Origin of the sequence: Phreatobacter stygius, from assembly GCF_005144885.1 — a bacterium.
Taxonomy (GTDB): domain Bacteria; phylum Pseudomonadota; class Alphaproteobacteria; order Rhizobiales; family Phreatobacteraceae; genus Phreatobacter; species Phreatobacter stygius.
The window spans coordinates 2,704,872-2,718,289 of record NZ_CP039690.1; the positions used below are offsets into that span (position 1 = coordinate 2,704,872).

17 protein-coding genes are annotated in these 13,418 nt (G+C 66.8%); 11 read left to right on the forward strand and 6 right to left on the reverse strand.

Annotation, left to right across the window (positions count from 1 at the left end):
* Positions 1–60 precede the first annotated feature (60 nt).
* From hslU to E8M01_RS12435, 3 genes are read right to left on the reverse strand one after another with little or no spacing between them, the layout of a single operon-like run.
* Positions 61–1,371, reverse strand: coding sequence for an ATP-dependent protease ATPase subunit HslU (hslU, locus tag E8M01_RS12425; RefSeq protein ID WP_136960410.1), 1,311 nt, complete (start codon positions 1,369–1,371; stop codon positions 61–63).
* Positions 1,368–1,922 carry an ATP-dependent protease subunit HslV gene (gene hslV, locus E8M01_RS12430; RefSeq protein WP_136960411.1) on the reverse strand — a complete coding sequence of 185 codons (555 nt, stop codon included), beginning with the start codon at positions 1,920–1,922 and terminating at the stop codon, positions 1,368–1,370. The genes hslU and hslV overlap by 4 nt, the downstream gene beginning before the upstream one ends.
* A gap of 59 nt (positions 1,923–1,981) precedes the next feature.
* Complete coding sequence (locus E8M01_RS12435) at positions 1,982–2,326, reverse strand: MmcQ/YjbR family DNA-binding protein (RefSeq protein WP_136960412.1); 345 nt, start codon at positions 2,324–2,326, stop codon at positions 1,982–1,984.
* 278 nt (positions 2,327–2,604) lie between these two features.
* On the opposite strand from E8M01_RS12435, the gene hisB reads away from it, so the two are divergent.
* Genes hisB through E8M01_RS12465 form a run of 6 tightly spaced genes read left to right on the forward strand, consistent with a single transcriptional unit; the run spans position 2,605 to position 6,521 of the window.
* A complete protein-coding gene (gene hisB, locus E8M01_RS12440) occupies positions 2,605–3,192 on the forward strand; it encodes an imidazoleglycerol-phosphate dehydratase HisB (protein ID WP_136960413.1) in 588 nt (195 codons plus the stop codon).
* Positions 3,192–3,704: a DUF2628 domain-containing protein gene (locus tag E8M01_RS12445; RefSeq protein ID WP_136960414.1), complete on the forward strand. Its 513-nt coding sequence runs from the start codon at positions 3,192–3,194 to the stop codon at positions 3,702–3,704. The genes hisB and E8M01_RS12445 overlap by 1 nt, the downstream gene beginning before the upstream one ends.
* Positions 3,701–4,351 carry an imidazole glycerol phosphate synthase subunit HisH gene (gene hisH / locus E8M01_RS12450; protein WP_136960415.1) on the forward strand — a complete coding sequence of 217 codons (651 nt, stop codon included), beginning with the start codon at positions 3,701–3,703 and terminating at the stop codon, positions 4,349–4,351. Before E8M01_RS12445 ends, hisH begins: the two co-directional genes overlap by 4 nt.
* A complete protein-coding gene (gene hisA / locus E8M01_RS12455) occupies positions 4,339–5,085 on the forward strand; it encodes a 1-(5-phosphoribosyl)-5-[(5-phosphoribosylamino)methylideneamino]imidazole-4-carboxamide isomerase (RefSeq protein WP_211596716.1) in 747 nt (248 codons plus the stop codon). The genes hisH and hisA overlap by 13 nt, the downstream gene beginning before the upstream one ends.
* Positions 5,082–5,870 (forward strand): imidazole glycerol phosphate synthase subunit HisF, encoded by a 789-nt coding sequence (hisF, locus tag E8M01_RS12460; protein ID WP_136960417.1) that lies wholly within the window; start codon positions 5,082–5,084, stop codon positions 5,868–5,870. The genes hisA and hisF overlap by 4 nt, the downstream gene beginning before the upstream one ends.
* 27 nt (positions 5,871–5,897) lie before the next feature.
* Positions 5,898–6,521, forward strand: a complete 624-nt coding sequence (locus E8M01_RS12465; protein ID WP_136960418.1) for a LysE family translocator — start codon at positions 5,898–5,900, stop codon at positions 6,519–6,521.
* A gap of 17 nt (positions 6,522–6,538) precedes the next feature.
* Here E8M01_RS12465 and E8M01_RS12470 read toward each other — a convergent pair whose 3' ends face one another.
* Complete coding sequence (locus E8M01_RS12470; RefSeq protein ID WP_136960419.1) at positions 6,539–7,540, reverse strand: adenosine kinase; 1,002 nt, start codon at positions 7,538–7,540, stop codon at positions 6,539–6,541.
* 166 nt (positions 7,541–7,706) lie between these two features.
* On the opposite strand from E8M01_RS12470, the gene gnd reads away from it, so the two are divergent.
* Positions 7,707–8,690: a phosphogluconate dehydrogenase (NAD(+)-dependent, decarboxylating) gene (gnd, locus tag E8M01_RS12475; protein ID WP_136960420.1), complete on the forward strand. Its 984-nt coding sequence runs from the start codon at positions 7,707–7,709 to the stop codon at positions 8,688–8,690.
* Complete coding sequence (locus tag E8M01_RS12480) at positions 8,687–9,262, forward strand: gluconokinase (protein ID WP_342778705.1); 576 nt, start codon at positions 8,687–8,689, stop codon at positions 9,260–9,262. The genes gnd and E8M01_RS12480 overlap by 4 nt, the downstream gene beginning before the upstream one ends.
* Here the strand turns inward: E8M01_RS12480 and E8M01_RS12485 are convergent, their stop codons facing one another.
* Together E8M01_RS12485 and E8M01_RS12490 are read right to left on the reverse strand one after the other, a co-directional pair.
* Positions 9,263–10,045 (reverse strand): HpcH/HpaI aldolase family protein, encoded by a 783-nt coding sequence (locus E8M01_RS12485; protein ID WP_136960421.1) that lies wholly within the window; start codon positions 10,043–10,045, stop codon positions 9,263–9,265. It abuts the gene before it with no gap.
* The gene (locus tag E8M01_RS12490; RefSeq protein WP_246088702.1) at positions 10,046–11,074 is read right to left on the reverse strand and encodes a ribokinase; all 1,029 of its coding nucleotides are present in this window, start codon (positions 11,072–11,074) and stop codon (positions 10,046–10,048) included.
* Between the two features lie 82 nt (positions 11,075–11,156).
* On the opposite strand from E8M01_RS12490, the gene E8M01_RS12495 reads away from it, so the two are divergent.
* From E8M01_RS12495 to E8M01_RS12505, 3 genes are read left to right on the forward strand one after another with little or no spacing between them, the layout of a single operon-like run.
* Complete coding sequence (locus tag E8M01_RS12495) at positions 11,157–11,900, forward strand: ABC transporter ATP-binding protein (RefSeq protein ID WP_246088703.1); 744 nt, start codon at positions 11,157–11,159, stop codon at positions 11,898–11,900.
* A complete protein-coding gene (locus tag E8M01_RS12500; protein WP_136960423.1) occupies positions 11,897–12,574 on the forward strand; it encodes a phosphoribosylanthranilate isomerase in 678 nt (225 codons plus the stop codon). The genes E8M01_RS12495 and E8M01_RS12500 overlap by 4 nt, the downstream gene beginning before the upstream one ends.
* Positions 12,571–13,368 (forward strand): ABC transporter permease, encoded by a 798-nt coding sequence (locus E8M01_RS12505; RefSeq protein WP_136960424.1) that lies wholly within the window; start codon positions 12,571–12,573, stop codon positions 13,366–13,368. Before E8M01_RS12500 ends, E8M01_RS12505 begins: the two co-directional genes overlap by 4 nt.
* Positions 13,369–13,418 lie beyond the last annotated feature (50 nt).

Here is a 13,418-nt window from a genome sequence, read left to right on the forward strand (position 1 = left end):
GATGAGGCCGCCGCCGCGATCGTTGCGGCGGCGCCGGCCTGGCGGCTCCGGCAGCCCTGGCTACAGGATGAACCGGCTGAGGTCGGCGTTTTTCGCGAGATCGCCCACCGTCTTCATCACATAGGCGCCATCGATGGTCACCGTCTCGCCGGCACGATCGGGGGCGGTGAAGGAGATATCGTCCAGCACGCGCTCCATGATCGTCTGCAGCCGGCGGGCGCCGATATTCTCGACCGAGGCATTCACCGCCACCGCCAGATCGGCAATGGCGTCGATCGCATCGTCGGTCAGCACCAGGGCGATGCCTTCCGTGGCCATCATGGCGATCGACTGCTTGACCAGGCTCGCCTCGGTCTCGGTCAGGATCCTGCGTAAATCCTCGCGTGTGAGCGCGTTGAGTTCGACGCGGATCGGCAGGCGGCCCTGCAATTCCGGCAGTAGGTCGGACGGCTTGGCGATATGGAAGGCACCGGAGGCGATGAACAGGATGTGGTCGGATTTGACCGGCCCGTGCTTGGTCGACACTGTCGTGCCCTCGATCAGCGGCAAGAGGTCGCGCTGCACGCCCTCGCGCGACACGTCGCCGCCGACCCTTGCGCCGTCGCGGGCGCAGATCTTGTCGATCTCGTCGATGAACACGATGCCGTTGTTCTCGACCACCTTGATGGCTTCCTGCACCAGCGTGTCCTGGTCGACCAGCTTGTCGGCCTCTTCCTGCACCAGCGGCTGATAGGCCTCCTTGACGGTGGCGCGGCGCTGTTTGGTGCGCCCGCCCATCATCTTGCCCAGCATGTCCGAAAGATTGGCAATGCCGATCTGGCCGCCGGGCATGCCGGGAATATCCATCATCGGCAGGTTCGACGGCGTCGCCGCCACCTCGATGTCGATCTCCTTGTCGTCCATCTCGCCGTTGCGCAGCTTCTTGCGGAAGCTGTCGCGGGTGGCCGGCGAGGCGGTCGCGCCGACCAGCGCGTCGAGCACCCGCTCTTCGGCCGCGACATGCGCCTTGGCCTGGACGTCCCGCCGCTTGGTTTCCCGGACGATGGAGATGCCGACTTCGAGCAGGTCGCGGATGATCTGCTCGACGTCGCGGCCGACATAACCGACCTCGGTGAACTTGGTCGCTTCCACCTTGAGGAAAGGCGCGTTGGCGAGCCTGGCGAGCCGGCGCGAGATCTCGGTCTTGCCGACGCCGGTCGGTCCGATCATCAGGATGTTTTTCGGCAGAACCTCTTCGCGCAGCGTCTCGTCGAGCTGCAGCCGGCGCCAGCGATTGCGCACGGCGATCGCCACCGCGCGCTTGGCGTCATTCTGGCCGATGATGTGGCGATCGAGCTCGGAAACAATCTCGCGGGGGGAAAAATCGGTCATCCAATGGTCTCGATCACCACATTGTCGTTGGTATAGACGCAGATCTCGGCGGCGATCTTCATCGCTTTGCGCACGATCGCTTCCGCGTCCAGGTCGGTATCGGCGAGCGCGCGCGCCGCCGACAAGGCATAATTGCCGCCGGAGCCGATGGCCATGATGCCGCCTTCCGGTTCCAGCACGTCGCCGGTACCGGTGAGGATCAGCGACACGTCCTTGTCGGCAACGATCATCATCGCTTCCAGGCGGCGCAGATACCGGTCGGTGCGCCAGTCCTTGGCGAGCTCCACGGCGGCCCGCGTCAGCTGTCCCGGATATTGCTCGAGCTTGGCCTCCAGACGCTCGAACAGCGTGAAGGCATCCGCCGTCGCGCCGGCAAAACCGGCGATGACGTCGCCCTTGGCGAGCCGGCGCACCTTCTTCGCATTGGCCTTGATCACGGTCTGGCCGAGGCTCACCTGGCCATCGCCACCGATCACCACCCGGCCGCCCTTGCGGACCGAACAGATGGTGGTGGCGTGCCAGCCGGGAAAAGCATTGTCATTGGTCGTCATGGGAACTCCGAGGCAAGCCCGTCATTTAGGCCGAATGTGCCGCGACGCAAGCGCGGCCGCTAGTCGGGCTTGGTATGCAAAGCCAAGAGTTTTTTTGGCGCGGCATTGCGCCAGGCGGCGGTCAGCGCGGCCAGGACGGCGTCACGATCGGCGGCGACCAGGCTGACCGTGGTCCAGCCCTGCCGGCCCCAGGCATTGGGGATCGGTGAAAAGATCTCCGGCGCGCTCTCGACATAAACAGGTTGCTGGTCGGGCGTCAGCTTGACGTTGAAACTCGAACCATCGGGCGCCAGCGTCGCGAAGATCTTGCCCTTGGCGACCTTCACGGCGGTGCGCTCGAAATGCGGCGCGGATTCGGTCTCCGGCAGGCTCAGGGCGACAACGAGCACTTCGTCACGGGTCATGGCACGCTGCTCCGACACGGGGACACCCACCCTAGCCCGAATTTCGCGGTGCGCTACGGCCTGACAAGGTTGCATTGCCGCGGCCATCCACGGCGTCGACTTGGCTCGACCGTCCAGACACCGCGCCTTTCGCCAGTCTCCTCGCGCCGGTCATCGCGCAACAGCCATGGCCGGGTCGGAAACGCGGACTGGCGCGTCCGACAACCATCCGGGAGCGTTTGGGTTTTCACACGGGCCGCCCGCTGGTAGAAGACCCGGCAATCCGCTTGGAGATCGCTATGCGCAAGGCCTCGGTGACCCGCACCACCAAGGAGACGGATATTTCCGTCTCGGTCGATCTGGACGGCGCCGGAACCGCCGCCGTCGCGACCGGCGTCGGCTTTTTCGATCACATGCTGGACCAGATTGCCCGCCACGGCATGATCGACCTCACCGTCGAGGCCAAGGGCGACCTGCATATCGATGACCATCACACGGTGGAAGATGTCGGCATCGCGCTCGGCCAGGCCGTCCGCAAGGCGCTCGGCGACATGAAAGGCATCACCCGTTATGCCGATGTCCACCTGGCGATGGACGAGACCTTGACGCGCGTCGCCCTCGACGTGTCGGGCCGTCCCTTCCTGGTGTTCCGCACGGCCTTTCCACGCGACAAGATCGGCACCTTCGACACCGAACTGGTCCGCGAGTTCTTCCAGGCCTTCGCCATGAATTCCGGCATCACGCTGCATGTCGAGACGCTTTATGGCGACAATGCCCATCATATTGCCGAAAGCTGCTTCAAGGGGCTGGCCCGCGCGCTGCGCACCGCTTTCGCCATCGATCCACGCCGCGCCCACGAGGTCCCCTCGACCAAGGGCGTGTTGTGATGGCCGCCCTGAAGAGCTTCACCATCCATTCGGCGCCCGAACAGGCCGGGCGCGACCCCGACGGGGCGCTGCGCTTCGTGCCGGACAGCTTTTCGGTCGTCGCCTTCGTCGCGCCCTGGGCCTATTTCCTGTGGCACCGCATGTGGCTGGTCACGCTGGCTTATGTCGTGGCGGTCGCCATCCTGATCGCGGCGCTGTTGTTCGCCGGCTTTGCCATGCCGGTGCGGGTCGGCATCGCCTTCGTCTTCAACCTGCTGATCGGGCTCGAAGCAACCAATCTCCGGCGCTGGACGCTTGGCCGTCGCGGCTTTCGCGACGAAGGCGTCGTGGTTGCGTCGACGCGCGACGAGGCCGAGCGCCGCTATTTTTCCGAGCGCGCCTCGGCGCTCGCCCCGCCGCCAGCCACGCTCGGCGGTCCGCCTTCGGTCTTCGCGGCGCCGAGCGCCCCGGCCGGAGACCATGTGATCGGGCTGTTCCCGGAGGCCGAGAGCCGCCCGCGAGGCACCAGATGAGCGTTGCCATTGTCGATTACGGCTCGGGCAATCTGCACTCGGCGCAGAAGGCTTTCGAGCGAATGGCGCGCGAGCGCGGCCTGAACGCGCCGGTGCTGGTCACTGCCGACCCGGATCTGGTCCGCAAGGCCGATCGCGTCGTGCTGCCCGGCGTCGGCGCCTTTGCCGATTGCCGCAAGGGCCTTGTCGGGGTCCCCGGCATGGTCGAGGCCTTGACCGAGGTGGTGCGCGGCCGTGGCCGGCCATTTCTCGGTATTTGCGTCGGCATGCAGCTGATGGCCGGCCGGGGCCTGGAAAAGGACGTCACCGCCGGCCTCGGCTGGGTGCCCGGCGACATCGACCTGATCCGCCCGACCGGCGCCAATCTGAAGATCCCGCACATGGGCTGGAATACTCTCGACGTGAAACGTGACCACCCGGTGCTCTCGGGCATCCCGACCGGCCCCGACGGATTGCACGCCTATTTCGTCCATTCCTACCACCTGACCGCAACCGCCGCCGACGTGGTGCTGGCGGAGGCCGATTATGGCGGGCCGGTGACCGCCATGATCGCGCGCGACACCATGGTCGGCACCCAGTTCCATCCGGAAAAGAGTCAGCAGCTCGGCCTGACTCTGATCGGCAATTTCCTCGAGTGGCGGCCGTGAGACTGTTTCCCGCGATTGACCTCAAAGATGGCCGCTGCGTTCGCCTGAAGCAGGGTGATATGGCGCAGGCGACCGTCTATTCCGACGATCCCGCTGCCCAGGCGCGCGACTTCGAGGCCCTCGGTTTCGATTATTTGCATGTCGTCGATCTCGACGGCGCCTTTGCCGGCAAGCCGGTCAATGCCGCGGCCGTCGAAGCGATCCGCGCCGCGACCCGTTTTCCGGTTCAGCTCGGCGGCGGCATTCGCGACATGAAGACGGTCGAAGGCTGGCTTTTGAAGGGTGTCACCCGCGTCATCATCGGCACGGCGGCGGTGCGCGATCCCGAATTCGTCAAGACGGCGGCGAAAGCCTTTCCCGGCCGGGTCGCCGTCGGCATCGACGCCCGCGACGGTTGGGTGGCTGTCGAGGGCTGGGCCGAGACCTCGACCCTGCATGCCCATGAGCTTGCCAAGCGCTTCGAGGACGCCGGCGTCGCCGCCATCGTCTATACCAATATCGCGCGCGACGGCATGCTCTCCGGCATCGATTGGGACGGCACCATCGCGCTGGCCGACCAGGTCGCCATTCCGGTGGTCGCCTCCGGCGGCCTTGCCTCGATGGACGATGTGCGCGAACTGATCTCGCCCCGCGCCGAAAAGCTCGAAGGCGCGATTACCGGCAAGGCGCTCTACGACGGCCGGCTCGACCCGCGGCAAGCGCTGGCCGCGATCAAGGCTGCGAGGCGTCCATGAGCTTCAAGGTGCGCATCATTCCCTGCCTCGACGTCAAGGATGGCCGCGTCGTCAAGGGCGTTCAATTCGTCGATCTGATCGATGCCGGCGATCCGGTCGAGGCGGCCAAGGCTTATGACGCGGCAGGCGCCGACGAATTGACCTTTCTCGACATCACCGCCAGTTCCGACAACCGCGCCACCATGTTCGACGTGGTCCGGCGCACGGCCGAGGCCTGTTTCATGCCGCTCACCGTTGGCGGTGGTGTTCGAGCGGTCGAGGACATCCGCGCGCTCCTGGTCTCCGGCGCCGACAAGGTGTCGATCAACACTGCCGCTGTCACTGACCGCGCCTTTGTCGGCCGGGCCGCCGACAAGTTCGGCAATCAGTGCATTGTCGTGGCGATCGATGCCAAGAAAGTGTCGGGCGCCGGCGAGGCCGACCGCTGGGAAATCTTCACCCATGGCGGACGCAAGCCCACCGGCATCGATGCGATCGACTATGCCCGCGAGGTGGTGGCGCTCGGCGCCGGCGAGATTCTGCTGACCTCGATGGATCGCGACGGCACCAAGGCCGGCTTCGACCTTGCGCTGACCCGGGCGGTGTCGGACGCGGTGCCGGTGCCGGTGATCGCCTCGGGCGGCGTCGGCGCGCTCGACCATTTTGTCGAAGGCGTATCGAAGGGGGGCGCCACCGGTGTGCTGGCCGCATCGGTGTTCCACTTCGGCACCTTCACGGTGCCGCAGGTCAAGCGGCACATGAAGGCCGCCGGCCTGCCCGTGCGGATGGATGGCATCAAGGACTAGGGTCCGGACACAAACAGGGATGGGGACATGATTCCGGTCGACACGCTCTTGGTTCTGGCCGGCCTCTGGCTGATCGCGGTCATCACGCCCGGCCCGAACACCTTGCTTTTTGTCGCCGTCGGCTTGTCCTCGCCGACCCGCTCCGTGCTGGCGGTCGTGGCGGCAGTTATCCTCGGCACATTCTGCTGGGGTCTGGCCGGCCTTTTCGGCCTGTTCTGGCTGTTCGAACTGTTTCCCGCTGCCGCCCTTGCCGTGAAGCTGCTCGGCGGCGCCTATCTCGCCTGGATGGGCCTGCGGCTGATCTGGCGCAACCTGGCGCCGCCGCCCGAGGCCGGGCGCATGCGAGCGCCCACGCTCGATACCCGCAAAGCCTTCGTCACCGGTCTGGTCACGGCGCTCGGCAATCCGAAATCGCTGGTCTTCGTCTCGTCGCTGTTCGCGGTGACCCATCTCGCCGAGCAGCCGCTCGCCATTGGGCTTCTCGGCGTCGCCATCATGGTCTCGATGTCGGCGACCTATTATCTCCTGTTCGCCCTGGTCCTGCGCAAATTGCCGATGGCGCGCGGCCCGAGCCGCATGGGCCGCGCCGTTGGTGCCGGCGCGGGCTTTGTCATGATCGCTTATGGCGGCAAGATGATCTGGGAGCGCTGAAGCGCTCCCCGTCAGCTTCAGAAAATGAAGCCGTTCTCGGCGGCCAGCGACTTCAGGTCGGCCTCCGGCCGGGCGCCCATATGGCTGATGATCTCGGCGGCACAGAGCGCGCCGAGCCCGAGCGAGGCTTCGTGGCCGATGCCGCGGGCGAAGCCTGCCAGGAAGCCTGCGGCGAACAGGTCGCCGGCGCCGGTCGTGTCGACCACCCGGGCGACCGGATAGGCCGGCACGGAAACGAGGTTCGCACCTTCCGCGGCCAACGCGCCCTCGTCGCCGCGGGTGACCACGGCGAGCCTGGCGTCGGCGCGTAGCGCATCGAGCGCCGTGGCGAAATCGGAGGTCTGGTAGAGCGATTTCAGCTCGCTCTCATTGGCGAAGACGATATCCACCACCTTGTCGCGCAGGAGCTGCAGGAACTCGTCGCGATAGCGGTCGACGCAGAATGAATCCGACAGCGTCAGCGCCACCTGGCGATTGGCGCCATGGGCGATCTTGGCAGCCTTCAGAAAGGCCTGCTTGGCCGCCGGCGGATCCCACAGATAACCTTCGAGATAGGTCACGCCGGCATTGGCGATGGTGTCTTCGTCGACATCGTCGGGCGACAGCAGCTGGGCGGCGCCGAGATAGGTGTTCATGGTGCGCTCGCCGTCCGGCGTCACCAGGATGAAGCAGCGCGCGGTTGCCGGCCCGTCTTCGGCGAGCTTGGTCGGGAAATGCACGCCGGCGGCGCGGATGCCGTGGCTGAAGGTGCGGCCGAGCGGATCGTTCTTCACCTTGCCGATGAAACCCGGCTTCAGGCCCAGCATGCCGCAGCCGACAATGGTATTGGCGGCCGAACCGCCGGAGATCTCCACCGTCTGCGCCATTGATGCATAGATCGCCTCGGCGCGCGGCTCGTCGATCAGCATCATCGCGCCCTTCGGCACCTCGAGCCTGGCGAGCAGGTCATCCTGGATGCGGGCGAGCACATCGACAATGGCGTTGCCGATACCGGCAACGTCGTAGCGGGCCTGGGACATGAAACGGCTTCTCCGCGAAATCTCTTGGAACGTCTCTTGGAACGGTTGCGCGCCCTCTACACTTTGACGGCGGTTCCGGCAATGTCGCCGGCTCGGCGTGGTTGACATCATCGGCCAGTCTGGTTGCTTGGCCCCGACAAGGTTCGGCAGGCGGGAGGACGAGGCGATGCAGCTCGGCATGGTGGGGCTCGGCCGGATGGGGGCGAATATCGTCCGCCGGCTGATCCGGGCAGGACATTCTTGTGTCGTCCACGACGCCAATGCAGCGCCGGGCAAGGCTCTGGCCGCCGAAGGCGCCCGGAATGCCGAAAGCCTCGCCGGGCTGGTCGAGGCGCTGGCCGCGCCGCGCGCCGTCTGGGTAATGCTGCCGGCCGGCGCCGTGACAGAAGCGATGATCGCCGAACTGGCGGACCTGCTGTCGCCCGGCGATATCATCATCGACGGCGGCAACAGCTTCTGGAAGGACGATATCCGCCGGGCCGGGGTCCTGGCCGAAAGAGGTCTCAGCTATCTCGATGTCGGCACGTCAGGCGGCGTCTGGGGCCTGGAGCGCGGCTATTGCCTGATGATCGGCGGCGACCGGGCGGCAGTGACCCGGCTCGATCCGATCTTTTCGGCGCTGGCGCCCGGCCGCGGCGACATCCCGGCGACCCGGCACCGCGACGATCGCGCCGGCACGGCCGAGCAAGGCTATCTCCATTGCGGGCCGAGCGGCGCCGGGCACTATGTCAAGATGATCCATAACGGCATCGAATACGGCATGATGCAGGCCTTCGCCGAAGGCTTCGACATCCTGAACAATGCCGGTTCGGCGCGATTGCCGGCCGAGCAGCGCTTCGATCTCGACCTTGCCGAGATTGCCGAGGTCTGGCGTCGCGGCAGCGTGGTGACGTCGTGGCTGCTGGATCTCACCGCGGAAGCCCTGGCCGAGGACGGTGCCTTGTCGGGCTTCTCCGGCCATGTCGATGATTCCGGCGAAGGCCGCTGGACGGTCGAAGCGGCCATCGAGCAGGCGACGCCGGCCGAGGTGCTGACCTCGGCGCTCTATACCCGCTTCCGCTCGCGCCAGGACCACACATTCGCGGAAAAGGTCCTGTCCGCCATGCGCAAGGGGTTCGGCGGCCACCAGGAACCGAAGAAGCCGGCATGAGCCCAAGAACCGGCCGAGAGACCAGGCAGGGCGCCGAGGCGGGCGCGACCGGTGGCGCCAGGCAACAGGCCGGCCCGCCAACGGCGATCATTGTCATGGGCGTTTCCGGCAGTGGCAAATCGACGGTCGGCGCCCAACTCGCCCGCATGCTCGGCTGGGATTTCAGGGATGGCGATGCGTTCCATCCGCCGGCCAATGTCGAGAAGATGCGTTCCGGCGCGCCGCTGACCGATGCCGATCGCTGGCCCTGGCTCGACGCCATCGCTGGCCACGTCGCAACGCTCGAAGGATCCGGCGGTCACGTGGTCATCGCCTGTTCGGCCCTGAAGCGGGCCTATCGCGACCGGCTGCGGGCGCCGGGCTCGCGGCTGCGCTTCGTCTATCTTGCCGGCAGTTTCGCGCTGATCGACGCCCGCATGGCGGCGCGCGTCGATCATTTCATGCCGCCGAGCCTGCTCGAGAGCCAGTTCGCGACCCTGGAACCGCCTGGTCCCGACGAGCGGGCGATCACCGTGCCGATCGACATGGCGCCCGACGCGATCGTCCGGGCGATCCGCGATCAGCTCAGCTGATCAGCGCTTGCGGCCGGGAAACGCCTTGCGGTGCTGGGCGAGGTCGGCGAGCGCGCCGGTCCTCACCGCCCACATGTCGCATTCGCCAATGACGATGCCATAACCTTGCGCCGCCAGATGGGATGCGTCGCGGCCGGGGATCGGAATGGTGCCGAGCACCTTGCCGGCCGTCTTGGTCGCATTGGCCGCCTGGTCGATGCTCGCGAGCACATCCGGCGCGGTCAGCTGGCCAAGCTTGCCGAGCGAGCCGGCCAGGTCGTTGGCGCCGATGAACAGGCAATCGGCGCCGGCGAGCGCGGCGATGTCGCCGGCGATCGCGGCACAGGCCGCACTTTCCACCTGCAGCGCCAGGAAAGTCTCTTCATGTGCCGTGTCGGCATAGGTCTCGTCGAAGCCATAGAGGCCGGAGCGGGAAACCGAAGCGGCATAACCGCGCCGGCCGCGCGGCGGATAGAGGCAGGCGTCGATCACCGCCTTTGCCTGATCGACCGTATCGACCATCGGCACCATCAGGGAATGGATGCCGGCATCGAGCATGCGCTTGAAATGGCTGGAATCCTGCCCCGGCACCCGCACCATGGCCTCGCCGCCGCCGGCCTCGACCGCGCGCACGCAGGTCAAGACGTCGGCGATGTCGATCGGCGTGTGTTCGGTGTCGATCAGCACGATGTCATATCCGGCCAGCGCATAGAGCTCGCACACGGCCGGAGCACCGGAAAACACCCAGGCGCCAATGAGCTTCTCGCCGGCGACAGCGCGGCGCTTCAGGCGGTTGCGGATCATTCAAGTCTCCTTGGGGCCCGGTTCGGGCGCTACTTTGGGAATCAGCGGAATATCGCGGGTGGCGAGCTGCGCGGCGCCCTGTTCGATGGCGCCGCGCGCCGGCAGGCTCGGCTGAGCCCCGAAACCGGTGCAGGCGAGCGATCCGGCCGCCGAACCATGTTCGACCGCGCTGGTCAGGCCACGTCCTTGCGCCAGGGCGGCGGCGAAGGCGCCGCAGAAGGCATCGCCCGCCGCCGTGGTGTCGACGACATCGACTTTCAGCGCCGGCACCGGGCAGCGCACGCCGCCGCCCCAGGCCAGCGCACCGGCGGCGCCAAGCGTCACGATGGCGGTCACCCCGAGGCGCCGATCGATCTCGCAGGCGATTGCCTCGGCATCCACGGCCGCCATGCCGAGGCCTTCGGCCAAAGCCAGGATTTCGTGCTCGTTGACGATGACCACGTCGACCAGCGCCATCAGTTCCGCCGGCACCGGACCGGCCGGGGCGCGATTGAGCACGACGGTGAGTTCGCGTGCCTTGGCCCACTGGGCGGCAGCGAGGATTTCCGCCCCCGGCACTTCCCATTGCAGCATCAGGATGTCGCCCTTGCCGGCCTCAAGGTCGTCGAGCGCGGCGGCCGAGGCCCGGGCATTGGCGCCGGCCGCGACGACGATCTGGTTGCGGCCGGCCGGATCGACCGCGATGAAGGCGGCCCCGGTTGGCGCCTCGACCCGTGCCACCCTGGAAATATCGACGCCGGCCGCGGCGAGCGCAGCGAGCGCGGCTTCGGCGAAACCATCGCGGCCGACCGCGCCGACCATCACGACCTCGGCGCCGGCGCGGCGGGCGGCGAGCGCCTGATTGGCGCCCTTGCCACCGGGCACCGTGACATAATCCGGTCCGAGCACGGTTTCGCCCGCCGACGGCAGCACCGGCACGCGCGCGACGAGGTCGACATTGAGGGAGCCGAAGACGACGATCATGGAGCCTGCAAGCTGGCTTGCCCGGTAGCTCGCGGTCAAGGCGGTGGCGACAGGGCGGCAATGCAATCCTGGGCCTCGTCGCGCTCGAATTCGGCCGATTACGGATTTTGATTTGCCCTGGGGATCGCGACGCGCGATGCACTGGGACATGGGACAGCCAGCGATTGAGGCCGAGGCTCTGGTCAAGGATTACGGCACGGTGCGTGCCGTCGACGGCCTGTCCTTTGCGCTTCAGCCCGGTTCGACCACCGCCTTGCTCGGCGGTAATGGTGCCGGCAAGACCACCACCATCGCCATGATCATGGGGCTGACGCTGCCGACATCGGGCGAGGTCCGGGTGCTCGGCACCGACATGGCACGGCGCCGGCACGACGTGCTGCACCGGATGAATTTCGAGAGCCCCTATGTCGACATGCCGCACCGGCTGACGGTGCGCCAGAACCTGACGGTTTTCGGCAAGCTCTATGGCGTCAAGGCGTTGAAGGAGCGGATCGCGGCGCTCGCCGCCGATCTCGATCTCGGCGACTTCCTGGATCGCGCGACCGGCAAGCTCTCGGCTGGCCAGAAGACGCGTGTGGCGCTGGCCAAGGCGCTGATCAACGACCCCGAGGTCATGCTGCTCGACGAACCGACCGCCTCGCTCGACCCTGACACCGCCGACTGGATCCGCAGCCACCTGGAGCAATACCGGCTGCGGCGCGGCGCCACCATTCTGCTGGCGTCGCACAATATGGGCGAGGTCGAGCGGCTCTGCGATCGCGTCATCATGCTGAAAAAGGGACGCATCGAGGACGACGGCTCGCCGGCCGAGCTGATCGCGCGCTACGGGCGCTCCAATCTCGAAGAGGTGTTCCTCGATGTCGCCCGCGGACGCAAGGAGGCGGCTGAATGACCGGCGCTACCACGACCATCCGCACGCGCGTCAAGATCTGCTGCATCTCATCGGTCGCCGAGGCCCGGATGGCAATTGCCGCCGGTGCCGATGCGTTGGGTTTCGTGGCGGCCATGCCGTCGGGGCCGGGCATCGTCGATGACGCGACGATCCGCTCGGTGACCACCGAACTGCCGCCGCCGATCGCCAGCTTCCTTTTGACCGCGCGGGTCCGCGGGCTGGACATTGCCGATCATATCCGCGCCTGCGGCACCAATACCGTGCAGATCGTCGACCACATCGATCCCGCCGAATTGGCCGTCATCGCCGTCGCGTTGCCCATGGTGCGGCGCGTCCAGGTCATTCATGTCGAAGGACCGCAGGCGCTCGACCTGATCCCGACCTATGAACCCTATGTCCATGCCTTCCTGCTCGATTCCGGCAAGCCGGGCGGTACCATGCGTGAACTGGGCGGCACCGGACGAACCCATGACTGGGCGGTCAGCCGCGAATTCGTCGCCAGAACCTCCCGGCCGGTGTTCCTCGCCGGCGGCCTGAACGCCGGCAATGCCATCGAGGCGATCGCCCGCGTCAAGCCGTTCGGGCTGGACCTGTGCTCGGGCGTGCGCACCAATGGTCATCTCGACCAGGCCAAGCTCACCGCCTTCATGCAGGCCGTCAGGAGCACGGCATGACCTTTTCCTTCGCCCGGGTCGGCGCGCTCTGCCTGCGCTACCTCTATCTCCTCTCCTCGTCCTGGCCGCGGCTGCTCGAGCTGGTCTATTGGCCGATCCTCAACCTGATGACCTGGGGCTTCCTTCAGACCTATGCGATGAACACCTCCAACAGCGCGCTGTTCGCCGCCGGGGCGCTGGTCTCGGGGCTGCTGCTCTGGGAGGTGCTGTTTCGCGGCCAGCTCGGCTTTTCGATCTCGTTCCTGGAGGAGATCTGGTCGCGCAATCTCGGCAACCTCTTGATGAGCCCGCTCAGGCCGATCGAGTTCGTCGCGGCCCTGATGGTCATGAGCCTGCTCCGGCTGATGGTCGGGCTGTTGCCGACGGTGGTCCTGGCGATCGCCTTTTTTGGTTTTGATCTGGCGCGCCTCGGCATTGGCCTTGTCGCCTTCTTCGCGCTTCTGATCATCACCGGCTGGGCGGTGGCGCTGCTGGTCGCCGGCCTCATCCTGCGCCACGGCCTGGGCGCCGAAAGCCTCGCCTGGACCATCCTGTTCGTGTTCTGGCCGCTCTGCTGCGTCTATTATCCGCTCGCCGTGCTGCCCTGGTGGCTGAAGCCGATCGCGCTCGCCCTGCCGCCGACCTATGTCTTCGAGGGCATGCGCACGGTGCTCGCCGAAGGCGTCCTCAGGCTCGATTATCTGGCCGCCGCCGCGATCCTCAACATGATCTGGTTTGCCGTCGCGTCCTGGGGCTTCGTCTTCCTGTTGAACAAGGCCCGTGCCGCAGGCGCGCTTCTGTCCAGCGGAGAATGAGATTTCTCCGGCGTCGGCATCGGCAGCACGGATCATCCGTAGAAACCCCG